A 22,705-nucleotide genomic window follows, 5' to 3' on the forward strand; every position below is an offset into this window, starting at 1 on the left:
ACAGTTAATTCGTCGAGAATTTATTTGCTCAGCAGTGCGTGGACGTCGACCTGCTCGCGTGGCCGCATGAGACGCGGGCGCGTAGAACGCGGTTCTCGAGCATTGGCACCGCAGGTAAGCTGCGTGCGGCTCAGCGCGTGGCCACCGCCAGATTTCGCACGATTCGGACAATTACCCCAGCGCGCGTTCGCGCCAACGGATGAGCGCTTCCAAGCGACGCGATAGGCGCTTGATGACCCGTTGCAGCCAATCGAAGAAAAACAGCGAACGTCAACATCTGTGCGACAACGGACGGTCGTTGCGAAGATTCATGGTCAGCTTGGAATGTGTTGGCGGCCCCGATTGGCGCCCTTTACGACGGGCTCTCCAGGCAGGCAACATGCAACAAAAGACGACGCCGTGGCGCGCTCGCGTTCACTCCGAAACCGGCCGCCGTGTGCTTCAATATCGAACGGCAGAACGACAGCCCCATCCCCATAAAATGGGGCGAAGACAAGCTCCACACTGTCCACGGTTAGGCCGGGCCCGGAATCGCACCGAACGAGGACGCAGTCGGACTCCGCTGTCCCGGTGCCGAGCCACAGTTCTCGCACCCCTACTGCAGACCTCGTACGAAAGAGGCAACTGTTAGATTCTACGCATTGGTTGGCAAACGGCCCCGCTGCTCGCCCCGGCAGAACAATTGGAAACGCCCGAATCACTTGAATCACTGACCGAGATTAATAATTGACCATGCACGATCCTCTTGGAGGCGACGATCAGCTCATCACCGGTGAGCATGAGATTCATCAAGACCTGCCGCAGCTGTACGCGATGTGCTGTCGTTCTCGGAAGCCCCGCGTCGAGGTCGGTTCGGATCGTGCCTCTGTGATATCGGGTGCATCACGACGTAGCCATTGCATGCACGCACTCGCGTTCGTGACGGCGGCGGCGAGCGGCTGCGAACGTAAGCAGCAATCGCTTGCGATGGGAAACTTAATTTCGAGTGGTGTGTCCGATTGATTGTCAAGCGCCATTCGGCGCCCGGTAGCTACGCTGCAGCACCTCGGACCTATCGAAGCGCACACGCCCGTTGCGGCATCGAATGAACCCGTCATCCGTCCAGCCTTATCGCATGAAATTCACTGATCTGTCATCCGCCGAATTCTATCAAGACCCGTATCCCCTGTATCAGCGCATCAGGGACGATGGCCGCCTCGTTCCGATTGCGGCAAATACGTTCATCACGGGGCACCACGACATCATCGAAGCATTGCTGCTCGACCGCAAAATGGGCAGGAGGTATTTGGACAGCATCCGCGTCCGGTATGGGGAAGAAGGCATCCATGAGCCGGTATTTCAGACGATGTCGCGGATGTTCCTGATGATGAATCCCCCCGAGCATACGCGGTTGCGTGCCCTGCTGATGAAGGCGTTCAATGCGAGGCAGATCGACTTGCTGCGCGAGGTTACGCAGGCCGTCGCCGACGAACTGATCGACGCCTTGCCGGCGGACCGGCCGTTCGATCTCGTGTCGAGCTTCACGGTGCCGATGCCGGTCAGGATCATCTGCCGGCTGATGGATGTGCGCATCGATGATGCGTCGATGCTCGGTGCCGACGTCGGTGAACTGATGCAGTCGCTCGAGGCCGCGCCGCTAAGTGCGGACCGGCTCGCCAGCGCTAACGCGGCGGCCCGCAAGCTCGAAGCCTATTTCAAGGACGTCGTCGCGGCGCGTCGGAGAAAGCCCGGAACCGATCTCATTTCGACGTTGCTGTCGGTGAACGACGACGGCGATACCTTTAGTGAGGACGAAATCATTTCGAACGTGATCCTGCTGTTCTTTGCCGGTCACGAGACGACGTCGAACATGATCGGCAATGCGCTGATCAGCCTGCATCGGCACCCCGACCAGCTCGACAAGCTCAGAGCACATCCGGAACTACTGCCGCGCGCCGTCAGCGAATGCATGCGCCATGACAGCTCAGTGCAATTCGTGGCGCGGACGGCGCTCGAAGAGACGGAAGTCGACGGCGTCACGTTGCCGAAGGGCACGACCGTCTTTATGCTGCTCGGCGCCGCGAATCGCGACCCGGCGCGCTTTGAGAATCCAGACAAGCTGGACATCGAGCGGTCGGAAAGCACGAACCGGTCGATCATGTTCGGCGGTGGCATTCACTATTGCCTCGGCGCGCGTCTTGCAACGCTCGAGCTGGAAACCGCATTGGGAACGCTGCTGACGCGGCTTCCGAACCTGCGCCTGACGAACATCGATGATCTGCAATGGCATCCTCGCAATACGCTGCGGGGCGTGACGTCGCTGATCGCGACGCGTTGACCTAGACGGGCAGCGCTGCGTACACTTGATATGCGGTCCAGCCTTCAACACGCTGGCGCCAGCGGCGGGGTGTATCTCGAAACCCGGAAATCTGGCAGTGACGGATACATTGCTCGGGCTCGACAACGGGTAGGGAGTGCAAGCAACTGACGCACTGTTCTGCGACAGCTGGCCATCGAAGCACAAGGTGCGTCTTAAACGCGCACATACTCGCAAAACGCGCCTTCAAATGGCTGTCGGGGCCCGGTATTGAGCATCGGCCACTGCCCGCCACCCGATCGTCGCATCGATTCGCACGTCACCCGTGTATGCGAGGCCTTGTTCAGCGCGTCCTTAGTGCGCCGAAGGGCGGCTCGCCCCTCGTCAGCGGACGTTTCCGAACCGATTGTGAAGGACCGCTCCTAGCCGCTCTGCGTCATTCGGAGGACGCAGAGCGGCCTGCGCAACGGCGTTGATATCTGGACACGCTATGGCTGGACCGGAGACGTCGCCCCGCTCGACGAGAACGGCGAGCCAGTCTTCGGGTACAACATTCAGCGCCGAACGCTTGATCCGATCCTGCGCCGACTGACGACGAACACCCCGGGCGTCACCTCCCTGTTCGGGTGCGGCGTGCGTGCGCTGGTGAAACAGGACGGAGTCGTCAGTGGTGTCGATCTCGGCGGTGGGCGCACGGCGTGGTCTCGGCCCCGCTGATCGTTGGTGCGGACGGTCGAAGCTCTCCGCTGGCGACGCTCGCCGGGATCAAGGCCGCCTCGTCGGAGAACTGTCGTTTCGGCGCGATTCGCGCTTACCGCGGCGTGGCACCGCGGCGGGGAACTTGCTCGCAAATGTGGTTGCGCGGCCCGGAGGTCGGCTACGTATTTCCAAACGACAACGGCGTTACCGTGATTGCCTACATGGCGACCAAGGACAAGCTCGATGGCTTTCGCGCCAATCCGGGTGAAGCACTCGAGCGAAGCATGGCTGGGTTTCCAGATGTCCCCGATCTGGCCTCCGCCGAGCCGCTCGGTAGCGCGCTGCTCGTCAAGGACTATCCGAATTTGTGGCGGCAGCCAGCTGTCGGCAACATCGCGTTCGTGGGCGATGCGCTGATGAGTATCGACCCCCCGTGGGGCGTTGGTTGCGGGTTCGCGTTCCAGACGGCGGAGTGGCTCGTTGACTCGCTTACCCCAACTCTACGACAGGGTCGCCCGATTGCGCCGGCCCTGCACAGCTACGCGAAGCGTGTTTCTCGGGAACTCAATGGACATCGCTTTCTTATAGTCGACTTTGCACGCCGACGCCGGACTCAACGCGACTCGAACGGCTTAACTTCTCGGCGGCGGCGAAAGACGGAAAGACGCGGCAGCAGCGAGACATCTGCACGCCTTGGCGCGCGTCTGATCGGGCCGGCAAGGTTCTTGTCGCCCGGCGCTCTGCTGAGGGCCGCTTGGGTCGATCTACGTCGGGCCGCCGCGCCGCTCCGCGCAACCTGACGCGGCGGTCTGAATGACGCGTCCGCCGTCGCTCCCCTGGACAGCCATGAAAGAGACTCCGTCCGCGTCGATGGAATCCGCTCCCCCTGTTGGAGGCGGGACCGCCCGCCGCCGTCGAGGCAGTCGTTTTCGTGCGGTCGCGCGGATCTCGCGTGCGCCGCTCCCGCATCAATCGCCCCATGCTCCATGTCAATGAGAATGCAGTCGAGCCCGCATCGCGCCATGATCTGAACGGTCTGAACTGAAGGAGCGGCCGCCATGGCGCCAAATGTGGCGCGCCCGGAGTTTCAGCTTATCCACGACGAGGTTTTCAATAAGCGCATTGATGTTTAACAGTTGGTTTACATCGACATCATGGTTACTACACTTGATGACTGCGGCGACGACGCGTTTGGTGCGCTCCCGATTTCTTCTGGGCAGTTATGGGAAGGCAAGCACAGTTATTAGTCGTCGCGCGCTTTGTTCATACAGCATTCTCATCTCGCGGTATCACCGGATTGGAGGACACAATCATGCAAACCGTTCTAAGAAGATATTCCGGAAAAGGCGCCAAAGAGCTGTTCGATTTGCTCGAGACGCGTCGGGCAGACGTCGAAGAACTGCTGGGTGGTGTCAAAGGCTTGATAGCGTACACGCTCGTGCACAGCGGCGACGGCGGATTCTCAGTGACCATTTGTCAAGACAAGGCGGGGGTCGACGAGAGCGTGCAGAAAGCGAAGGACTGGATCGCGAAAAATGCAGGAAACATTGGTGCGGCCGCGCCGGAGGTAACGGAGGGATCGGTCATTGCTCACGTGAACAAGTCATAGTTCTGGGGGTTGCGGCGCACGCGACGAGATGGCGCGGTGTAGGCGTGCGTCGCTCAAGACGAAGTTGAGGGATCCGCCTGCGCGGCAGACAACGGTCGTCTCCAGCCGTTAGCTTGCGCACATGAGCGGACAAGGCCAGCCTCCATGATCCGACCCGCGGAAATCACTGAAGCCGCTGGCCCAGCCATTCGGAATCAAGAGGGGCTCGCCCGGACAGCAAGACCGCCGGCATTACGTCAGGTCGCCGCCGGCTGAACGGAGGAAAACGAGTGTCGCGTCCCGGACCTTGTGATGGTCCGGGAGGTCCCGCGACTGCCGTCAGTAGATCGGAAACACGAAGTCCGGCGTCGGCGTAAACCGGATACCGGAATCCGGACAGATGACGCGTCCCCTGACCGCGACCCGCTGTCCCAGATAGGGCAGCAGAAGCAAAGGATCCGGTACGCCGGCCTTCCCGAGCACGATATCGGTCACGACCTTGTCGTTGCAGGGCGAGGTTGACGGACGGTCCAGCCGGAGCGACGTATAGTCGCCCGGCGCGTACTGTCCGCTGCCCCGCTGGATCGTGCCAGTGATCCAGATGTCCTGTTGCGACGGGAGTGTTTTCAGGGGCGGCTCGGCGGCCACCGCAGCAGCTGAGCCGGCGGCCAGGACGGCCGACGCCAGCAGTGCCTGTGAGCGTTCTTTCATGATGCTGCTCCCATCCGGCTTGCGAACCGCCTGGTTTACCGGAGGTTGGCTGGTTTGGGTCAGAGGCGGTTCACAGCACACCCGTCAGCCAGCCTTCCCGCTCTTATGCATCGCTCTACGGGCTTTGGCGTGATAAGCGCTACGCTCGTCATGAACAGGATCTTCATTTTGGTCTCCTGTGCTGATGATCCAGAGTGTAGTCTCTGCCCTGTTTCGGGGAGGCTGCCCCTGTGGCTCCGCGCAGTCGCCCAACGATCACTGGATCGGCGGCACCACGCCCAGTTTCTCGGCCAGCATGCGCTCATACACGCCGAAGTGCAGGTCGACTTCCTCCTGACTTACTGTCGTCACGGCGATGTTCACCTGATCCGGCAGCAGGCCGAGCACCACCGCAAGCGCCGCTTCCAGTTGCGGCGCACAAACGCGGTCTTCGCTAAGTGTCGTGCCGACAGCGATATCGTAGGTCTGTTCGTGCTGGAAGACGATCTCGACCAGCCGCGCGCGGGCGCTCATGTTGTTGTCGATCGCGAGTTGCACGACCTCCGCCACGCTACGCATCAACTCCGTCGGAAAGCCTTTGGTCGAGCGCAGCCGGACGCGGTGTCTGCCAAGCGTGAGCCAGTCCGAATCGAATTCCATGGTGTCCTCCGGTTCCGTTGCAATGCACCGCGATAATAGGATTTGGCAGGCGATTTTCAAGACCGGAATTTCACCACCGCCCCTTGAAATTTTCACCGTAGGTTCTATCTTTGATTTCGCTCAGGCAGATGCGCCGGTCACATCCGGTGCGCTGCGTGTTTCGATTTGTTTGCCAGCGGCCTGGCAGGCGAACTGGAGCGCGTAGGCCCGTTCGCCTCCTCGCTGCATCGAAGGAGGATACGATGAGTGATCTCTTTTCCGGAACCGACCTGTTCAGTGAGTTTGACCGTCTGCAGCGGCAGATGGACAGCCTGTTCTACGGATTTCCGTCCAGCATCCGCTCGGGCCGCTTCGGGGCCTTTCCGCAGGTGAACATCGGTACGACCGACGACTCGATCGAAATCGTCGCGTTCGCGCCCGGCCTGAAGCTGGCCGAGCTCGACGTGTCGATCGACAAGGGCCTGCTGAGCATCAGCGGCGAGCGCAAGCCCGCCCAGGCCGGGAACGATGACCAAACCGGCGACGACACCCGCACCTATGCACAGGAACGCTTCACCGGCAGTTTCCGGCGCGTGATCGAGCTGCCGCAGAATGCTGACCCCGACAGGGTGCAGGCGCGCTACACCAACGGCTGTCTGTCGATCACCGTCGGCAAGCGCGAAGCGTCGAAGCCACGGGCCATTACTGTCCAGTAGCGCCAGTTATTCGAGGAGCCAGCCATGAACGACAGGACACAGGTTGCTGAACGCGACCAGCAAGCAGTAGCGCGACGTGAGGGCGACCAGCCGGCACGGCGGATGACGCTCACACCGGCTGTCGACGTGTTCGAGGACAGCCAGGGCCTCACGCTGTGGGCGGACCTGCCAGGCGTCACAAAAGACAAACTCGACGTGAAGGTGCACGACGGCAATCTTTATATCGAGGCCGAAGCAGTTGTGCCGACGCCCGCCGGTCTGCGGCTGCAGCACGCCGAGATCCGGGAACCGCATTTCGCGCGCGCGTTCTCACTGAGCCCGGACTTCGACACATCGAAGATCGAAGCAAACCTGGAGGACGGCGTGCTGAAACTGACGATTCCGCGTCGCGACGAAGCACGCCCGCGCCGGATCGAAGTGCAGACGAACTAAGCCCGGCAGAGCCGCAACGACGACAGGAGAAAAAAAGACCGGTGGCGGCCGCGAGGTCGCCATCGCCCGTTCGTGGAGGTGTGGATCCAGAACGTCATGGAGGAAGGGTGATGCGGATAAACGATCAGCATATGGGCCGTGCCGGTGCGTCAGGTCGCAAGCGGCCCGGCCCTCGCTGATGACGGGTATATCGGCTTGGTCACGAGCGGGCGCGATGCCCGTCTGCTTGTCGACCGGCATCCGCCGCGTCACACCCGGGCGGTAGACGCAGCGCGACGTCCCGCCGCACGCCGTCGGTCTGACTGCAGACGGGGTGTCCAGGGACGTCGGCAGAAACGTGGCAGTGTGAACGCAATGATGCACATCCGGTTCTCTTGTCAGACCATCGAGGAGCATACGATGAACACCGACCTGAAAAAGTGGAACCCTTTCAACTTTCTCCGCGGTTCAGGACGCAAGCCCGAGGCGGACAGTGCGCAAAGCCCGCCCGACAGCGAACCGTCACGTGTTCCGTGGCCTGACATTTCGCGACTTTTTCCCCGTGATTCGTGGCGTGCGATGGAGGATTTCTTTCATGATCCGTTCGCGGCGCGCGGCGCGCTCGAACGATGGTTTGGCGACTTCAGTTCATCGCGTTTCCAGCCGCGCATCGACGTGGTTGACGAGGGAAAGATACTGCGCGTGACCGTCGAACTGCCAGGCATGGAGCGGGAGGACTTGACCGTTAGCGTCGAGGACGGAGCGTTGGTATTGCGTGGCGAAAAGAAGCAGGATGTGCACAGTGAGGAGGACGGCTGCTATCGGCTTGAGCGCGCATATGGAGCCTTCACGCGCACGATCCCGATGCCGGAAAATGCCGATCCCAACCACGCTCTCGCAAAGTTTGACAAGGGCGTCCTGACGTTGACGGTGCCGAAACAGGAGCAGCAGCGATCCACGAGCCGCACGATCGATATTGGCTAACGTTGGCAGGCGACTTGGCGATTGCGAGTTGAATCAGTGGGAGTAGCCCGGGTGATTAGCTCAGCTGGAAACTACGGTCTAAAAATGCGCGCCGGCCGCCGGTTCGCCAGGCGTGCCATCCGACCGGAAGATCGGCCAAGTCGCGAATCGTATCGTCCAACTCAACGATGTTCTGCAAACTTACCACGAGGGCATCGCCTTCTTGCCGGCTAGATTGAGAGCCGTGAAATTGCCACGCGCCATTGTCATCGTCAATCCAATCGCGTCCGCAAAGGACACCCTTGCTTGCGATAGCTGCAACGTTTGGCGGGCCACAGTTCGCTTCTCATGTGCTCGTCGCCGGAATGTTTCGCGCGGTGGATTGTCGACGATTTAGGCACGGATGTCGAACGTCCGAAACTGGCCGGCTGCTGCCCCACGCGGACGACATATGCCGATGCACGGGGACGGTCAGCCTTTCAAACAACGACGTCCCTGGGATAGATGCAGGCTGGGCGTCTTCAGAGAATCCGGAGATGCCGGATCTTCCCGATTTAAGCCGAGCGCTTCAGGATCAGCTCGGTGATGTATTCGGGCAGGAGTGCGCGCGGCACATTAGCCGGTACGTTTTCTACGAGCTGCGATGGGACGTGAACGATGAATTCGTCCGGTTGATTTTTCAGGCTGTGTTCGTAGCTGACGCGGTAATCCTTGGAGGGCGATCCTTCTGTGCGGGATTTTATCAGCGCGTGACGCAGGGAACCCGCGTCGCGGTCTGGTGTACTCGGAATGGTCGGAACAAGCAAAAAACGGGGTGTTCGTACTTCGCGGTTGATTTCGTCTTGTGCTGCGCGATGGATACCGTCAGACGTCGATGGCTGCGGGGGGCGTCGCAGAACATGAGAGGCCGTTCTCTAAATGGGTCTGCGAATGGCGTGACAGTGCAGGCGACGCGGGTCACCGGTCGCCTAGAGAAGGAAGCGGATGTGTGCCGCCAGAACTGGAAGACGGCCCGGAGGCAGCGTTTGCATTGACCCTCGAAGATCAGGGAGATAACCATTCTGCGAGCTTCGACCAGCGACGTTTCGTTCGCTTGCCCTTGACCGCAATCGCCAGTGCACGCTTTTGCCCGACCAGTACAACGAGGCGCTTGCCGCGCGTGATGCCGGTGTAGATCAGGTTCCGCTTGAGCATCATGTAGTGCTGCGTCGAGACGGGAATCACCACAACCGGATATTCCGATCCCTGGGATTTGTGGATGGTTGTCGCGTAACACAGCACCAGCTCATCCAGTTCGCCAAATGCAAAGGTTACGATGTGCTCATCAAAGGTCGCTGTGAGTTCCTGCTCTTCTGCGTCGATGTGGGTCACAAATCCGATGTCGCCGTTATAGACGTCCTTGTCGTAGTTGTTCTCAATCTGCATGACCTTGTCGGCGACACTGAAGCGATAGCCAAACTTCTCGATGCTGTGTTCGCCCGGCGGGTTCAGTGCCTCCTGCAACATCTGGTTGACGCCGCGAGCGCCGGTGAGACTGCGGTTCATCGGGCACAGCACCTGAATATCGCGCACGGGGTCCAGCTGGAATTTTCTGGGTAGCCGGGTCTTGACCAGGTCTACGACGGTCTGGGCAATCGCTTCGGGTTCGTCGGCCGGCACGAAATAGAAATCCGACTCTTCGCCTTTTTCCGGCAGGGATGGAAACAGCCCCTGATTGATCTGGTGGGCGCTCCGGACGATGCGCGAAGTGGCGGCCTGCCTGAAGACCTCGGTGAGGCGTACGACAGGCACCGCGCCCGACTCGATCAGATCCGCGAGAACCTGTCCCGGGCCAACGGACGGCAGCTGATCCACGTCCCCGACGAAGATCACCGCGGTGGCGCTCGCCACAGCCTTCAGCAACTGGTTCGCCAGCGGCACGTCGACCATCGAGCACTCGTCGGCCACCAGCAGATCACATTCGAGCGGCGACTCCTCGTTGCGCTTGAATTGCCCATTGGCTGGATTGACTTCAAGCAGCCGGTGGATCGTCTTCGCTTCGAGCCCGGTCGATTCGGACAGTCGCTTGGCCGCCCGTCCGGTTGGCGCGCACAACAACGCCTTCACCTGTTTTGCACGCAGGATCGTCAGTATCGAATTGTCCAGTGTCGTCTTCCCGACACCAGGCCCGCCGGTGACGACCAGCAGCTTTGATGAGAGAGCCAGACGGATCGCCTGCTTCTGGCTATCGGCAAGTTGGATCGCAAGTTTTTGCTCAACCCACGGAATTGCCTTGTCGGTGTCAAATGCGGTCCATGGCGGCGATCCGGACTTCAGGCGCTGCACCTGGGAGACGATGGAACGCTCGGCGTTGTACAGCTGCGCGAGGAAAACGCTCGAAACGCCGTCAACGGTATCGGCGATCACCACTTCCTCTGCCAGTTCCTGGTCGATCGCATCCTCGATGATGGGTTGCGAGATTTCGAGCAGCTTCACGGCAAGCGACACGAGCTGGCTCCGCGGCAAGCCGCAGTGACCTTCTCCGGCCGCTTCGGACAACGCGTAGGCGACGCCGGCCCGCGCACGCAGCGGGGAGTCATGTGCGATACCGATCTTCTGCGCGATGGTGTCGGCCGACAGGAACCCGATGCCGCGAATGTCCCGGGCCAACCGATATGGATTTTCCGTGACAATAGCGATGGCGTCCTGACCATAGGTCTTGAAAATCCGCACGGCGCGGGACGTCGAAACGCCATTGCCATGCAGGAAGACCATGATCTCGCGAATGATCTTCTGATCGGCCCAGCCCGAGGTGATCTTTCTGGCGCGAACTTCCCCGATCCCATCGACCTCTCGCAGCCGCGCGGGCGTTTGCTCAATGACATCGAACACGGCGGCACCGAAGGCCTTGACCAGTCGACCGGCGTATACAGGACCAATACCCTTGACCATCCCGGAGCCGAGGTAGCGCTCGATGCCGGTCAGCGTGTTCGGCGGCGAAATCCTGACGAAGACCGCCTTGAACTGTCTGCCGTGCTCGCGATCCGTGACCCATGTACCCGATGCCGAGGCGTACTCTCCTGGCGCTACGGTCGGAGTGTGCCCGAGCAGGGTGATGAGTTCACGCTCGCCCTTGACCTTCAGCCGCAGGACGCAGAAGCCGCTATCGGCGTTGTGGAACGTGACGCGCTCGACGAGTCCAGCGAGGCGATCCGGTTCCGGCCTGGGTGCGGTGTTAGGTGGACTTGCTGACATGAATGAGGCGTGGCTTGTCGTATCGCTACTGAAATGCTGACAGGATTGGCATCCTACCGTGTAACAAGGCGAGCGAGCCGTAGATGTCGAAGATAATGCGGGTCATCTTCCCTGACAGACACACCCATTTTTCCCATGAACACTTTGAACGAAGTGCTCCCCCGCCTCACCGTTGACCAGCTGAAATCACTGCTGCACTGGCTTCCTGATGCCTCCCCCACCGGCAGGAAAGACCTGCTGGTCGCGGCGATCCTGCGAAGTCTCGCCGGGGACGGGCTGCGCGCACTCTGGGATCGTCTGGACGACATCCAGCGTATGGCGGTGGCGGAGACCGCGTACGCCCTGGACGGTCTCTTTGATGGAAACCGGTTCCGGGCGAAATACGGACAGTTGCCCGATTTCACCATCAAAGAGAACGGTCGCGGCTATTCGTATTATGGACCGCCGACGGCGTTGGGCCTTTTTTTGTACCACCAGGATGGGTGTTACAGCCTGCCCGATGATCTGCGCGAGCGACTAATAGGCTTCGTGCCCGAACCCGAGCCCGTCAGGCTAAGCACAATCGAAACGCTTCCGGAGGAGATCGCCGAAGACCGGCTGACGGTGCGACACACCGAGCGCGATGCCATGGTGGATCTGTCGGTTCTGCTGCGTCTGACGGATCAGGGCAAGATCCAGGTCAGCGACAAGACATCGCTGCCCGGCTCAGCCACGCTGCGCCTGTTGAACGAGAACCTCGCCGGCGGCGATTTCTATGCCCTTAAACCTAAGCAGAGTCAATGGGATCAGGAAATCGGCCCGATCAAGGCGTTCTCGTGGCCGCTCATGCTTCAGGCTGCCGGACTGGCGCAACGGAACGGCAGCAAACTGGCGTTGAGCGCAGCGGGGCGGAAGGCTTCAGCTTCCTGCCAAGCCAGCGTATTGCGCGCGATCTGGAACAAATGGCTTAAATCCAGCCTCTTTGACGAGTTCAGCCGTGTTGACGTCGTCAAGGGGCAGAAATCGAAAGGTCGCGTCATGACTGCCCTGGCGCCGCGTCGCGCCGCTATCAATGAAATACTGCGGCTCTGTCCGGCTGGAGCGTGGATCGACGTCGATGACTTTTCCCGGTTCATGCAGGCGACTGGTCACACGTTTGACGTATCGCACAACCCGTGGAAGCTTTACATCAGCGACCCGCAATATGGCAGCCTGGGTCACGATGGCTACCATAGCTGGGAGATTCTGCAGTTACGCTATCTGCTCTGCTTCCTGTTCGAATACGCCGCCGCCCTTGGCATCATTGACGTCGCCTACATCGAACCGACTGAAGCGCGTAACGACTTTGGCGACCTGTGGGGGACGGACGATCTGGAATTCCTTAGCCGCTACGATGGCCTGAGCTACTTCCGCGTGACGCCGCTGGGTGCCTGGTGCCTCGGGTCGGTTGAGGATTACACACCCGCTACGATCCAGCCGAGCGTCAAGCTTGCTGTCTTGCCCAGCCTGCAGGTAAATGTCGTCGGCGGAAACCTGTCGACGGAAGAATCGCTGACGCTGGATACCTGGACCGTAGAGTCAACGGATAAAAGTTGGCGGCTGGACCGTCAAAAGGCCGTTGGAGCGATTGAAAAAGGGCGCGACATTGCCGAACTTCGGGCGTTTCTTCAGGCACGCGAAGACCAGCCCCTGCCAGAAACAGTGGAGTCCTTCATCCAGACCACCGGGAAGCAGGGCAAGGCGCTGAAAGTCTCGGGCACCGCATTGCTGATCGATTGTGAGAATGCGGAAATCGCCGCCATGATCGCCACGCATAAGGAAACAGCCAGTTTGTGTCTACGCGCCGGCGATCGACAACTGGTGGTCCGGCTTGAAAACGAAGAGAAATTCCGGAACCTGATTCGCATTCTGGGCTTCGGCATGACTGCCTGAGGCGCTGGCTCGCGGAGCATCTGGCAACTGATGTTTGCTCATGCCGGGAAGCCATGAACTTCTACTGGTTGCGGGTTTTGTGATTGGGAACGTAGGAACGCGACTGACGGGAGTTGCAAAGCCGGGCGGATGGGGAACGACGACACGAGCGATGAGATGATTTGCGTCATCGCCGGTGTGTTTCGGCATGGTGTGGACGAGCGAGGTCGCGGCGCGCTGCGCCGGACGTGAAACACGAACATCGACGACGCAATCAGCTGCGGCAGTAGTGCCGCAGATTGATCATCACACGCTCGAGGCGTACCTGCATGCATACCTCGAGGGCACCGGTATCGGTGACGAACCGAAGGGGCCGCTGTTCCGCACGGTCCGGCGCGGCACCAGGCAGCTCAGCGCCACGCCGCTGCCGCAGGCGAACGCGTATGCGATGGTGCGACGTCGGGCACTGGCGGCCGGGATCGGCACGGCCATCGGCAACCATACGTTCCGTGCGACGGGCATCACCACGTATCTGAAGAACGGTGGCACGCTCAAGAACGCCGCTGCGATGGAACCACGCATCGACCCGTACCACCCAGCTGTACGACCGGCGACACGACGAGATCAGCCTGGACGAGGTGGAGCGGATCCGTCTGTAAGACGCCCATTGCAAAATAGCGGTTATCGAACTGCTCACGCTCAACGCTGTATGGATGGGTCGCAATGACGCTTGCCCCTTTGGCAGCGGGAAGAAATACAAGAAGTGCTGTGGCGCGAGCGTGTTACCGCACGCGTGACTGGTCAAGATCGGCAGGCAGGAATCAGGGATATGGCTCGACAGAAACAGTGGCTACCGACAAGTCGCGCGCCCCGGCCGGCGCCGGCGGATGAGGTGGAGAAGCGGGCGATTATCGCGGCTTGCGAGAGCTTCATTCGCGACGTCCTGAAGCCGCGCTTCCTGCCGGAGATCAGACCGACCGAATGGAATTACGTGGTCGACATCCATGGCATCTGGGCGGCGGGGCGATACCGTTTCATGCAGCGATGCAGGTCGGGCATGGAGCACAATCGCGGCGAGGAGTTCGATGTGCCCTTCGCCCGTATCGACCGGATGGGAAATCCCGAATTAGCCGAGCTATATGCTCCGAAAGTCAGTAGGTGGTTGTCATAAAGTGGCAAAAAGGTCCCGTGCTCAATAGGAGAATGGAAACCTTCATCTCGTCGGAACGCGTCGTCAATCGGCCCATTGTCCACGCATAATAAATTTGCACCGATGCCAGATGTGTCATAGTAAGACCGATAACGTTGACGGGGGCAGGACGGTGCGGGCGTGCGATGATCGTTGCCCTTCTCGGAAGCTGCCGTTCACTTCGCGCTATGTGCAAACAGCAGCACAGAATCGCGGGTACGCATTCGCTTGCCTCGAGAACCGAAATGTGCCATTCCGACGTGCGAATGTCGGGAATGCAACCTGTAGCTGCCTCAAGAACGGCAAGATCCCGATGGCTGCCAAGGCCGAAACGCAGGCTTCGCTAGTATTCGGGGCCACGGTCAGCTTGCTTCCAATCGCTCTACACCTAGTGATTCAGGCAGGCATCATTTGCTCGTTTTGGGCTATGTGCTTCCCGGCAGGTGTCCATTTCATTTTGAAGATAATGGACTTGGCGGAAAAAAGTTATGTCTTTGATTTTATGATGTAAAAATCGTGTCCATTCCATCCTACTTGTGGGTAGTTTTTTTCCGGAATGCCCGGAAAACGGATGCCCGATGCTGCTTCGAGTTCGTGAATCGTCCTGATGTCGTAGCGATTGGTCGAGACATTGTCCACCACCACCGCAAACGCCAACTGCCGCGACGGCACATAGACGGCCTTGAACAACTGCGTCGGCACGAACACCCGCGTCGGCCCGATGGTCTGCAACTGCTGGCCGTTGAAGATCGGCCCGGTGACCACGTAGGTATCATCGTAGGACAGCGCGATCTTGCGCACCGACGTTTCGATGCGCGACCACAGCCGTTGATTGTTCTCGCGATTCTGCGGCACGATGTTGGCTAGCGAGAAGGATTGTGCCATCGCCTGCTGATTCCAGCGGTTGCCCGCCGGGCTCATATGGCCGCGATCGAAGCCGCTGCGCTTGTAGTCCGCGAGCGTTGCGCCTTCGCCTTCGGGCAGGCGCGCGTCTTCGAAAAACTTGTTGGTGCGCACCATGTCTTTCGCGGCTTCGATATGGTCGCGAGTCAGGTGTTCGGCGGACCATAGCGGACCGTGCGTAATGCCCGAATGCAGAACCGCGAAATCGCTATAGCAAAGCATGCGCGTTTTCGGCGCCATCTTCTGATTGCTCAGAACGGGCCATTGCGCATCGGGGGTGAACTGGGTGCACGAGGCCGCCGCGCTCGCATGAGCGGCAACGGCGAATAGCAGGCAGGCAAGCCACTTCTTCATGTGTCGGTCGTTCGAAGGATGGGGGCGCAAGTATAGCGTCGCGAGCCTGTATCGAGCGACCTGAAAACGCAGGGCGGATAGGAAGAAGAAAGCCAAGCAGGCGAATGACGCGTCGCAATGAAAATGACACGGGCGTGCGGCGAAGGGGAGCACGCAAAAACGCGCAGGCAAAAAAACGGGCCGCTTTGCAGCGACCCTTAATGCGTGGACTTTTGACTTTACTCACGCATGCTTAAGATTGGCTTAAATCCGTGCAATGCAAAATCAAAATATGCGGCGTAGCGTACACACGAATTTGCTCGCACGAGCAAACACGTTCCCGAGTATGGAATTATCGACCGATTAAAAGTCGGTTTGCGGAAATAAAGCAGAAACCTAATTACCGAATACGCTGTTTTCGGCGCGTACAGTTTGACGGTCGACGGCTTGGAGGCGCCAGAAGCCGCTCGTCGGCGCGCGTGTCGGCAGGGCGGTCCACGCGGCGGCGCCTTGTGCCGCGCTCACGCGTTGTTTGCGGTCCACGTGCAAGCCGCGCAGCGTGCACAGCGGCGCATCCGCACTGGGGGCGCAGAGCGTGGTCACGCCGCCCTCGTCATGCAACTCGCCCCACGGGGGCAGATCGATCCCTTGATGTGCCTCTCTCGACCACCGGTGTTGCTCGGTGTCGAGCCACAGCACAGCGTAATCGTGGCTAACGGTGGGATCGGAGCCGTTGATCAGGATGGTCAGTCGCATAGCAGTCCCGTACAAATTGCGAAGTCGATGCTTTATCAGTCTATGCCGCGGCGCGCGTTATGCAAGACAAAAGCTGACGGCTATCGTGCGTGAAAAAGACGCACTTGCGAAGCGCACGCCTGTACGATAGCCGTCGTCACTTCGACGTTCGCGGAGGCGTGCGATGCTGCGTCGGTTTCTGCCCTTCACGGTATTGGTAACGTGGCTTGGTGCGATGGTGTCGCCAGGTATCGCGGCGGATAGCGCGCCGTTCGCCGCAGCCGCGCCGGTCGTCTATATAGCCGATTTCGATCTGGACGTGGCGAACGTGACGCCGGACAGCGGCCCTGGCCAACGCGTGCGTCGGCTGCGCGGTTTGCTGCCGAGCGGACCCGGACCGATGGGGCAGAACAAGAATCCGCAGGAGCATGCGCAGCACATCGTGAATGAGATGGCGGACGCGCTGACGGACGACTTGAGGAAAGGCGGCGTCGATGCGCGCCGCGTCACGCCGGGGCAGCCATTGCCGAGCGTCGGTTGGCAAGTGCGCGGCGTGTTTCTGAGCGTCGATGACGGCAATCGCCTGCGGCGCGCGATGGTCGGCCTGGGCGCCGGTCAGAACGACATTCAGGTGGCGGTGTCGTGCGACAGGCTGAGCGCCGCCGATTTGCCGCCGCTCTACCAGACGATCGAAGAAGCCGGCGGCAAGAACCTGCCGGGCGCCGCGATCAAGCTAAATCCTTATGTGATCGCGGCGAAGTTCGTGATGGCGGGGGGCGACGAAAAGAAGACGATCAGCAAGACCGCACAGGACATCTCGGATGCGGTGATCGCCAAGCTGCATGCCGCGGCGCAGTAGGCCGCGGTGCTGCGAACGGCGCTTGCGGAGGTGTCGCGGCCGGCGGGCCGATCCGCCGATACACCGACCGCCAGCGCACAACAACCCAGCCGATCAGATCAGGCGAGATCCAGCGGCGCTGTCAAATCCCCTAGCGGCGCCAGGCCATTGCTCGCAAACGCGCGATCCCGCGCGAGCGCGCCGTCGAGCGGCGCCAATCCATGCACGCGGCTGATGAAGCGAAGAATCGAGTTGGTGTCGTACACCGTGTGATCGACATACCCTTTCTTCGCGAGCGGCGAAATCACCAACGCCGGAATCCGCGACCCCGGACCCCAGCGGTCGCCCTGCGGCGGCGCGACCGGATCCCACCAGCCGCCGTTTTCATCGACCGTGACGATCACGACCGTATTCGCCCATTGCGGCCCGTGCTGGATATGCTCGACCAGCGTGGCAATGTGTCGGTCGCCCGATTCGACGTCCGCGTAGCCCGCGTGCATGTTCAGATCGCCTTGCGGCTTGTAGAACGTGACGGCGGGAAGACGTCCCGCGTCGATATCCGCGATCAGACGGTTCGATGACGCGTCGTTGCCGAGCCCCGCATCCCGCAGATGCCTGCGCCGCGCGGCCGTGCCCGGCGCGTAGCTCGCGAAGTAGTTGAACGGCTGGTGGTGATACTGGAAGTCGGGCACCGCGCCGGTGTCCTGATGCTCCAGCGCGTATTGCCACGCCCCGCTGTACCACGCCCAGTCGACGCCCTTGTCCGTCAGCCGGTCGCCGATCGTCGCGTAATGCTGCGGCGTCAGCACGCGCGGATTCGACAGGTCGGCGAAGGCCGGATCACCACCTTCGGCCGGGCGTACGTTGCTCGGCTGATAGGGCGGCGCCATCGTGTTGACCGCATAGCCGTCGGCGGTGAACAGGCCGTCGCTGACGAATTTCGGCGGTCCGTCGAGCGCGGACGCCGGTGAGTCCGCCGCCTGCTTCAGGCGCACGCCGGTCGGATCGTCGCCTTCCACCACCGACACCAGCTTCTTCGCCGGACTGTTGTGGACGTCCGGATAGAAGGGCGCCTGCGCGGAGATCAAAAAGATGTGGTTCAGCCACGAGCCGCCGAAAGCCGCCATGAAGAAGTTGTCGCACAGCGTGTACTGCTGCGCGAGATTCCACAGACGCAGCGAGTCGGCGGAATTGCGGTAGTGGCCCATCACGAGGCCGCCGGAATCGCCCCACGCGGCGAACTGGTTGTTGCGCCCGGCGTTGATCTGCATCTGGTTCTGATAGAAGCGATGCACCAGGTCGCGCGTGATCACGCCGGTCGGCAGCGGCGCGCCGTGCGCGTCGGCGATCCGGAAAGGACGGTTGTGCAGATGGTCGAGATCGTTCTGGCCGATCATGTAGTGCCGGCCGTCGACTTCCTGCGCTTGCGGCACGAGCCCGCCCCAGATGGCCGGCAAGCGCGGCAGCGGCGTCTTGCCGTCGCGGTCGAGTTGCAGGTAGCGCTCGGCGCTCACCGCGTCGAGCGGATGCTGGACGCCCGGGAAGTTGCCGTACAGATTCGCAAAGCTGCGATTCTCCGCATAGATCACCACGATGTGTTTGACCTGGTCGTGCAGCGCGGCGTCGAGCCGCAAGTCAGCGGCGCTGCGTGGCGGCGCGTTGCTCGCCGCGCTCTGTTCGGTCTTGCAGCCGGTCAACGCGAGGCCGAGGCCGACCGCCGCGAGACCGGTCAGGACACGGCGGCGTTCGGGATCGTCGGGGGCGTTGTGGTCGTCGTTGGGTGGGAGGCTGGCATCGTGGTCGGTCATCGGCTCGTTCCGAAGTTGACGTAGCGGGCGCGTGAGTGCCGCGCCCGTTACCGGTTGCGGATTCGAAGAGGCCGGCGGGCCTCGCGGGCTAAGGCAGTCGACGCTTCACGCGCCAACTGTTGTGCGTTGCGTCGACGGCGAGTAGCAGCCAGTGCCGCGAGTCCACGGGGTGACGCTTTTGCGTCGCGTAACCGTCGACGGTCAATTCGAGTTCGTCATGCGCGCGCAGATTGCAGGTGGCACGCGCGCCGGAGCCGTCCGCGAATTCGACGACCGCGGCGGCACCGCGGGCTGGCTCGGGCAGATGCGCGATGCGTACCGCACAGCCCGGATAAAGATGCGAGTCGGCAACCTTGATCTGAATGGAATCGGACATGGCGTGGCCTCCCTACGCTTGGACCGAGCGAGAACGCGGCCGTGTCGGGCGGGCCGCGCAAATGGACCGGATCAAAGCATAGCACCGCGCGTCCTGGTGGCAGCGCAGCAAAAGTGAGGTTGGCCGCGCTACGACTCGTCTTTCGATTGTGGCGCGCCGATTTGCCGTGTCTCATGGCGGCACATGAGACTCGTCTTTTTCTTAGACCGGAGTCTCCTGTGCGTACCGGGCGGCGCGATGACTGAGCGCCGCACGCTTCGCGCTGTCATGATGATCTAACTATGACGAACAGCAGAAAACGGCAGCCAAGATGGCAAAAGAAGAGCAGACAGGAGCGGGACGCAAGCACACGAGGCCGCGCGGGGCGGCCGTTTCAGCTTCACGCGACGAAACGGCGGCGCCCGCGGGGCGGACGGCGCCCAAACCCCCGCCTCCACCGATTCCACCGACGAAGAGAGCGCTGGCGGATCGACATATCTGGTGCCGGGGCTCGAACGCGGCCTGCGCATCCTCGCTGAATTCAGCGCGCGCGAGCCGGTGCTCGGCGCGCCCGAATTGTCGAAGCGGATCGGCATTCCGCGCACCACCACCTTTCGCTTGTTGCAGACGCTCGAAGCGCTCGGCTTTCTCGAACGCGCGAACGGCGACCGCTATTTCCGCCTGAGCGTCGCGGTGCTGCGACTCGGCTTCGAATACCTGAGTTCGCTCGAACTGACCGATGTCGGCACGCCGATTCTCGAACGCTTGCGCGATGTCACCGGCCTGAGCACGCATCTGCTGATCCGCGATCAGCGGGACGTGGTGTTCGTCGCCGAGGCGCACATGCGCGAGCCGATGTTCAGTTCCGTAAAGGTGCACGTCGGCACGCGTTTGCCCGCCCACGCAACGGTGCATGGCCAGGTGCTGATGGGCGATTTGAGCTTCGAGGAATTGCGCCAGTTGTATCCCGAGCCGCAACTCGAACGGTTCACCGAACGCACGCCAACCACCGTAGAAGAACTGTATGGAAGAGTGCGCGAAAGCGCGGCGCTCGGCTATGCGCTGAGCGAAGCGTCGTTCGAGCGGGGTATTTCGGTGGTGAGCGCGCCCGTGCGCGATCAAAGCGGCAAGATCGCAGCCGCGTTGACGGTCACGATTCCACGTTCGGATATCGGCGAAGCCGAGGAGCGCGAGCCGCTCATCATCGCCGTTTGCCAGGCGGCGCTCGAATTGTCCGAGCGACTCAGCTATCGGCCGCGGCCGGATGATCCGACCGCCGCCCAGGCGCGCCGCACGGTCTGCTCGCGTCGATTGCACTGGGGGCGTGGATCGTGCCGCGCTTCGGCTGGCAAGCAATGTACTTCATCGGCGGGATGCCGTTGATCCTGTTCTTCGTGCTGCGCCGTCTGGTGCCGGAATCGCCGCGCTGGCTCGCCGAGCGCGAACGGATGGCCGATGCCGACGCCGCCGTGCACCGGTTCGAGCGTGCCGCGAAAGGTCCGCTGCCGCCGGTGGTCAATTCGGCCGAATTCGACGCGATGGCGAATCGTCATCCGAAACGCCGGATGGCGGACCTGTTCGGGCCGGCGTATCTGAAGCGCACGCTGGCCGTGGCGATGCTGTGGATTACCTGCGGCTTCATCCAGTACGGTCTGTCGACGTGGTTGCCGACGATCTATCGCACGATTTATCACGCGCCGCTGCAGCTCGCGCTGAATCTGGCGGTGGCGGCTTCGGTGCTCGGCGTGCTCGGGTCGTTGACCTGTCCGTTGCTGGTCGACAAGGTGGGACGCAAGCCGATCATCAACGTGTCGTTCGTGGCGTGCGCACTTTCGCTGGTGATGGCGGGGGTGTTGCACGGGTCGTCGGTGTATGTGGTGGCGGCGTGCTGTGCGCTGGCGCTCGGCTTCCTCGCTTGTCGTTTCATTACCGCTTACGTGTACACGCCGGAGCTGTATCCGACCAGCATCCGCGCGATGGGCTGCGGCGTCGGCGGCGCGTGGCTCAAGGTGGCGGCGATCTTCGCACCCGCCATCGTGTCGAAGACGATGATCGGCGGCAATCTGGAAGTGGCGTTTTATATTCTCGCGGCCGTGCCGTTTCTGGCGGCGATTGCGGTGCATTTTCTCGGCATCGAGACCAAGGGGAAAGTGCTGGAGCAGTTGGAAGCTTGAGCGTGTGATGGGTTTGGTGGGCGGTGGATGTTGAGTGCCGGGTTAGTGGAGGGACGAAAGGCGCACTGGGTGGTGCGCCTTTTGTTTTTGGGGCTGGGAATCGTTTGCCGCTCACAACGCCTTGCGATAAACCACAAACCCCGACTTATCCGCCACTTGATCATAAAGCTGCATCGCCGTCTGGTTCGTCTCGTGCGTCTGCCAATAGACGCGTTGCGCGCCGTCGTCTTTCGCGCGCGCATAAACTGCTTCGATCAGCGCCCGCCCCACGCCCTTGCCGCGCTCGGTTTCGAGTGTATAGAGATCCTGCAAATAGCAGATCGGCCCGGCCATCGTCGTATGGCGGTGATACAGGAAATGCACGATACCCACCAACTGCCCGTTGCGTTCGGCGACCATCGCGTGCATGGGTTCGTAGCCGTCGAAAAAACGTCCCCATGTGATCTCCGTGATCTCGCGCGGCAATGCCGTTTCGCCAGAGCGGCCGTAGAACGCGTTGTAGGCGTCCCAAAGCGGGAGCCATGCGTCGAAGTCTTCACGGGAAACAGCGCGAATCTGCATCGAGTCGGACATGAGCGAGGTTCCTTGCTGAACGAGGGCAACGATCGGATGAGTGAGGCTGACGTGCCACACTTTAACCGATCGGCCCGCGCCATTTGCACCGGACGCTCGTTATGAACCTGTGCACAAAACTCGCCGGGTCACGCCTTGGCGAGGTTTCACGAATGTCCTGCTGCGCATCTCATTGGCGCTAGCTCTTTGCAATGAGCACGCAGCATCAGCAAGGGATGAGGGGAAGCACGCTGCGAAGGCATCTTCGGACTCGATAGCTGAAAGTCGAAGTCTCGCAGCGTGAACCAAGATCGATACGTGCTCGCAAGAATCGCCAAGCCAGCCGGTCAGCTAGCCAAAGCGCAGCATCATCACAAACGCGGTGGTCTCCGCGCGCCACCGTATCAATGTTTGCGGTTCGAACTGTGGCGAAGTTGATCGCGCACCTTCTTCGCGGCGAACAGGGGCACATAATCGAACACGCGCGCGTCCTGCCGATAATCGGCCAAGGTGTCCGCATACATTCGCGAAACCGTTTCGGTCGGCGTATCCGTTTCTTCGGCGATGCTTCTCACCACTTCGTTTATATCGGGCTCGGGCTGCGACATGGATCTCTCCGGATAGGCGCCAGGTTGGACGGACGGAATATGCATAACAGGTGTCCATTACAGGATGCGAACCCCGAGCATGCC

Annotated in this window: 21 protein-coding genes and 3 pseudogenes; 14 read left to right on the forward strand and 10 right to left on the reverse strand. The window is 61.2% G+C overall.

The genetic code is table 11. The annotated features are described in order from the left end of the window. Positions 1-1,114 precede the first annotated feature (1,114 nt). From PQR02_RS15665 to PQR02_RS15675, 3 genes are all read left to right on the forward strand, one after another. Positions 1,115-2,317 (forward strand): cytochrome P450, encoded by a 1,203-nt coding sequence (locus tag PQR02_RS15665; protein ID WP_408232268.1) that lies wholly within the window; start codon positions 1,115-1,117, stop codon positions 2,315-2,317. 677 nt (positions 2,318-2,994) lie between these two features. After that, positions 2,995-3,795 carry an NAD(P)/FAD-dependent oxidoreductase gene (locus PQR02_RS15670; RefSeq protein WP_408232271.1) on the forward strand — a complete coding sequence of 267 codons (801 nt, stop codon included), beginning with the start codon at positions 2,995-2,997 and terminating at the stop codon, positions 3,793-3,795. A gap of 512 nt (positions 3,796-4,307) precedes the next feature. Then, on the forward strand, positions 4,308-4,604 hold the full coding sequence (locus PQR02_RS15675) for a hypothetical protein (RefSeq protein WP_408232274.1): 297 nt from the start codon (positions 4,308-4,310) through the stop codon (positions 4,602-4,604). Positions 4,605-4,922: 318 nt separating this feature from the next. Here PQR02_RS15675 and PQR02_RS15680 read toward each other — a convergent pair whose 3' ends face one another. Together PQR02_RS15680 and PQR02_RS15685 are read right to left on the reverse strand one after the other, a co-directional pair. Then, the gene (locus PQR02_RS15680; RefSeq protein WP_408232276.1) at positions 4,923-5,294 is read right to left on the reverse strand and encodes a hypothetical protein; all 372 of its coding nucleotides are present in this window, start codon (positions 5,292-5,294) and stop codon (positions 4,923-4,925) included. Between the two features lie 255 nt (positions 5,295-5,549). Further along, complete coding sequence (locus PQR02_RS15685) at positions 5,550-5,933, reverse strand: hypothetical protein (protein WP_408232279.1); 384 nt, start codon at positions 5,931-5,933, stop codon at positions 5,550-5,552. Position 5,934: 1 nt separating this feature from the next. Here PQR02_RS15685 and PQR02_RS15690 point away from each other — a divergent pair, with 1 nt between their 5' ends. From PQR02_RS15690 to PQR02_RS15705, 4 genes are all read left to right on the forward strand, one after another. Then, entirely contained in the window at positions 5,935-6,138 is a 204-nt protein-coding gene (locus PQR02_RS15690; RefSeq protein ID WP_408232282.1) for a hypothetical protein, read from the forward strand. Positions 6,139-6,175: 37 nt separating this feature from the next. After that, on the forward strand, positions 6,176-6,628 hold the full coding sequence (locus PQR02_RS15695; RefSeq protein ID WP_408232285.1) for an Hsp20/alpha crystallin family protein: 453 nt from the start codon (positions 6,176-6,178) through the stop codon (positions 6,626-6,628). A gap of 24 nt (positions 6,629-6,652) precedes the next feature. Next, positions 6,653-7,060 (forward strand): Hsp20/alpha crystallin family protein, encoded by a 408-nt coding sequence (locus PQR02_RS15700; RefSeq protein WP_408232288.1) that lies wholly within the window; start codon positions 6,653-6,655, stop codon positions 7,058-7,060. Between the two features lie 399 nt (positions 7,061-7,459). Then, a complete protein-coding gene (locus tag PQR02_RS15705) occupies positions 7,460-8,023 on the forward strand; it encodes an Hsp20/alpha crystallin family protein (protein ID WP_408232291.1) in 564 nt (187 codons plus the stop codon). A 533-nt stretch (positions 8,024-8,556) separates the two neighbouring features. On the opposite strand, the gene PQR02_RS15710 is transcribed toward PQR02_RS15705, so the two are convergent. Beyond that, positions 8,557-8,745, reverse strand: a complete 189-nt coding sequence (locus tag PQR02_RS15710; RefSeq protein ID WP_408232542.1) for a hypothetical protein — start codon at positions 8,743-8,745, stop codon at positions 8,557-8,559. Positions 8,746-9,046: 301 nt separating this feature from the next. Next, on the reverse strand, positions 9,047-11,236 hold the full coding sequence (gene recD2 / locus PQR02_RS15715) for an SF1B family DNA helicase RecD2 (protein ID WP_408232294.1): 2,190 nt from the start codon (positions 11,234-11,236) through the stop codon (positions 9,047-9,049). A 135-nt stretch (positions 11,237-11,371) separates the two neighbouring features. Here recD2 and PQR02_RS15720 point away from each other — a divergent pair, with 135 nt between their 5' ends. The 4 genes and pseudogenes from PQR02_RS15720 to PQR02_RS15735 all read left to right on the forward strand — a co-directional run bounded on the left by PQR02_RS15720 (position 11,372) and on the right by PQR02_RS15735 (position 14,297). Beyond that, positions 11,372-13,147, forward strand: a complete 1,776-nt coding sequence (locus tag PQR02_RS15720; protein ID WP_408232297.1) for a hypothetical protein — start codon at positions 11,372-11,374, stop codon at positions 13,145-13,147. 283 nt (positions 13,148-13,430) lie between these two features. Next, positions 13,431-13,785 (forward strand): annotated as a pseudogene (locus PQR02_RS15725) (tyrosine-type recombinase/integrase); the annotation flags it as partial. Positions 13,786-13,839: 54 nt separating this feature from the next. Then, positions 13,840-13,923 (forward strand): SEC-C metal-binding domain-containing protein, encoded by an 84-nt coding sequence (locus PQR02_RS15730; RefSeq protein ID WP_408232545.1) that lies wholly within the window; start codon positions 13,840-13,842, stop codon positions 13,921-13,923. A gap of 32 nt (positions 13,924-13,955) precedes the next feature. Continuing rightward, positions 13,956-14,297: a DUF3024 domain-containing protein gene (locus PQR02_RS15735; RefSeq protein ID WP_408232300.1), complete on the forward strand. Its 342-nt coding sequence runs from the start codon at positions 13,956-13,958 to the stop codon at positions 14,295-14,297. Positions 14,298-14,801: 504 nt separating this feature from the next. Here PQR02_RS15735 and PQR02_RS15740 read toward each other — a convergent pair. Beyond that, on the reverse strand, positions 14,802-15,572 hold the full coding sequence (locus tag PQR02_RS15740) for a DNA/RNA non-specific endonuclease (RefSeq protein WP_408232303.1): 771 nt from the start codon (positions 15,570-15,572) through the stop codon (positions 14,802-14,804). A 375-nt stretch (positions 15,573-15,947) separates the two neighbouring features. Then, complete coding sequence (locus tag PQR02_RS15745; RefSeq protein WP_408232306.1) at positions 15,948-16,307, reverse strand: DUF3564 domain-containing protein; 360 nt, start codon at positions 16,305-16,307, stop codon at positions 15,948-15,950. Positions 16,308-16,470: 163 nt separating this feature from the next. Here PQR02_RS15745 and PQR02_RS15750 point away from each other — a divergent pair, with 163 nt between their 5' ends. Further along, a complete protein-coding gene (locus PQR02_RS15750; RefSeq protein ID WP_408232309.1) occupies positions 16,471-17,145 on the forward strand; it encodes a DUF4410 domain-containing protein in 675 nt (224 codons plus the stop codon). 98 nt (positions 17,146-17,243) lie between these two features. On the opposite strand, the gene PQR02_RS15755 is transcribed toward PQR02_RS15750, so the two are convergent. Both PQR02_RS15755 and PQR02_RS15760 read right to left on the reverse strand, forming a co-directional pair. Next, positions 17,244-18,932: an acid phosphatase gene (locus PQR02_RS15755; protein ID WP_408232312.1), complete on the reverse strand. Its 1,689-nt coding sequence runs from the start codon at positions 18,930-18,932 to the stop codon at positions 17,244-17,246. Positions 18,933-19,020: 88 nt separating this feature from the next. Further along, on the reverse strand, positions 19,021-19,308 hold the full coding sequence (locus tag PQR02_RS15760) for a hypothetical protein (RefSeq protein WP_408232315.1): 288 nt from the start codon (positions 19,306-19,308) through the stop codon (positions 19,021-19,023). Between the two features lie 310 nt (positions 19,309-19,618). Here PQR02_RS15760 and PQR02_RS15765 point away from each other — a divergent pair. Both PQR02_RS15765 and PQR02_RS15770 read left to right on the forward strand, forming a co-directional pair. After that, a pseudogene (locus PQR02_RS15765) lies at positions 19,619-20,580 on the forward strand (IclR family transcriptional regulator); the annotation flags it as partial. Then, a pseudogene (locus tag PQR02_RS15770) lies at positions 20,577-21,461 on the forward strand (MFS transporter); the annotation flags it as partial. The pseudogenes PQR02_RS15765 and PQR02_RS15770, both read left to right, overlap by 4 nt. 111 nt (positions 21,462-21,572) lie before the next feature. On the opposite strand, the gene PQR02_RS15775 reads toward PQR02_RS15770, so the two are convergent. Further along, positions 21,573-22,034: a GNAT family N-acetyltransferase gene (locus PQR02_RS15775; protein ID WP_408232318.1), complete on the reverse strand. Its 462-nt coding sequence runs from the start codon at positions 22,032-22,034 to the stop codon at positions 21,573-21,575. Between the two features lie 383 nt (positions 22,035-22,417). Continuing rightward, positions 22,418-22,621 (reverse strand): DUF3562 domain-containing protein, encoded by a 204-nt coding sequence (locus tag PQR02_RS15780; protein WP_408232321.1) that lies wholly within the window; start codon positions 22,619-22,621, stop codon positions 22,418-22,420. Positions 22,622-22,705 lie beyond the last annotated feature (84 nt).

Source organism: Paraburkholderia sediminicola, from assembly GCF_046026895.1.
In the GTDB taxonomy this organism is placed as follows: domain Bacteria; phylum Pseudomonadota; class Gammaproteobacteria; order Burkholderiales; family Burkholderiaceae; genus Paraburkholderia; species Paraburkholderia sediminicola_C.

Coding starts and splice junctions, on each gene's coding strand:
- PQR02_RS15665 (WP_408232268.1), top strand. CDS start 1,115: ATGAAATTCACTGATCTGTCATCCGCCGAATTCTATCAAGACCCGTAT.
- PQR02_RS15675 (WP_408232274.1), top strand. CDS start 4,308: ATGCAAACCGTTCTAAGAAGATATTCCGGAAAAGGCGCCAAAGAGCTG.
- PQR02_RS15680 (WP_408232276.1), bottom strand. CDS start 5,294: ATGAAAGAACGCTCACAGGCACTGCTGGCGTCGGCCGTCCTGGCCGCC.
- PQR02_RS15685 (WP_408232279.1), bottom strand. CDS start 5,933: ATGGAATTCGATTCGGACTGGCTCACGCTTGGCAGACACCGCGTCCGG.
- PQR02_RS15695 (WP_408232285.1), top strand. CDS start 6,176: ATGAGTGATCTCTTTTCCGGAACCGACCTGTTCAGTGAGTTTGACCGT.
- PQR02_RS15700 (WP_408232288.1), top strand. CDS start 6,653: ATGAACGACAGGACACAGGTTGCTGAACGCGACCAGCAAGCAGTAGCG.
- PQR02_RS15705 (WP_408232291.1), top strand. CDS start 7,460: ATGAACACCGACCTGAAAAAGTGGAACCCTTTCAACTTTCTCCGCGGT.
- recD2 (WP_408232294.1), bottom strand. CDS start 11,236: ATGTCAGCAAGTCCACCTAACACCGCACCCAGGCCGGAACCGGATCGC.
- PQR02_RS15720 (WP_408232297.1), top strand. CDS start 11,372: ATGAACACTTTGAACGAAGTGCTCCCCCGCCTCACCGTTGACCAGCTG.
- PQR02_RS15730 (WP_408232545.1), top strand. CDS start 13,840: ATGGGTCGCAATGACGCTTGCCCCTTTGGCAGCGGGAAGAAATACAAG.
- PQR02_RS15735 (WP_408232300.1), top strand. CDS start 13,956: ATGGCTCGACAGAAACAGTGGCTACCGACAAGTCGCGCGCCCCGGCCG.
- PQR02_RS15740 (WP_408232303.1), bottom strand. CDS start 15,572: ATGAAGAAGTGGCTTGCCTGCCTGCTATTCGCCGTTGCCGCTCATGCG.
- PQR02_RS15745 (WP_408232306.1), bottom strand. CDS start 16,307: ATGCGACTGACCATCCTGATCAACGGCTCCGATCCCACCGTTAGCCAC.
- PQR02_RS15750 (WP_408232309.1), top strand. CDS start 16,471: ATGCTGCGTCGGTTTCTGCCCTTCACGGTATTGGTAACGTGGCTTGGT.
- PQR02_RS15755 (WP_408232312.1), bottom strand. CDS start 18,932: ATGACCGACCACGATGCCAGCCTCCCACCCAACGACGACCACAACGCC.
- PQR02_RS15760 (WP_408232315.1), bottom strand. CDS start 19,308: ATGTCCGATTCCATTCAGATCAAGGTTGCCGACTCGCATCTTTATCCG.
- PQR02_RS15775 (WP_408232318.1), bottom strand. CDS start 22,034: ATGTCCGACTCGATGCAGATTCGCGCTGTTTCCCGTGAAGACTTCGAC.
- PQR02_RS15780 (WP_408232321.1), bottom strand. CDS start 22,621: ATGTCGCAGCCCGAGCCCGATATAAACGAAGTGGTGAGAAGCATCGCC.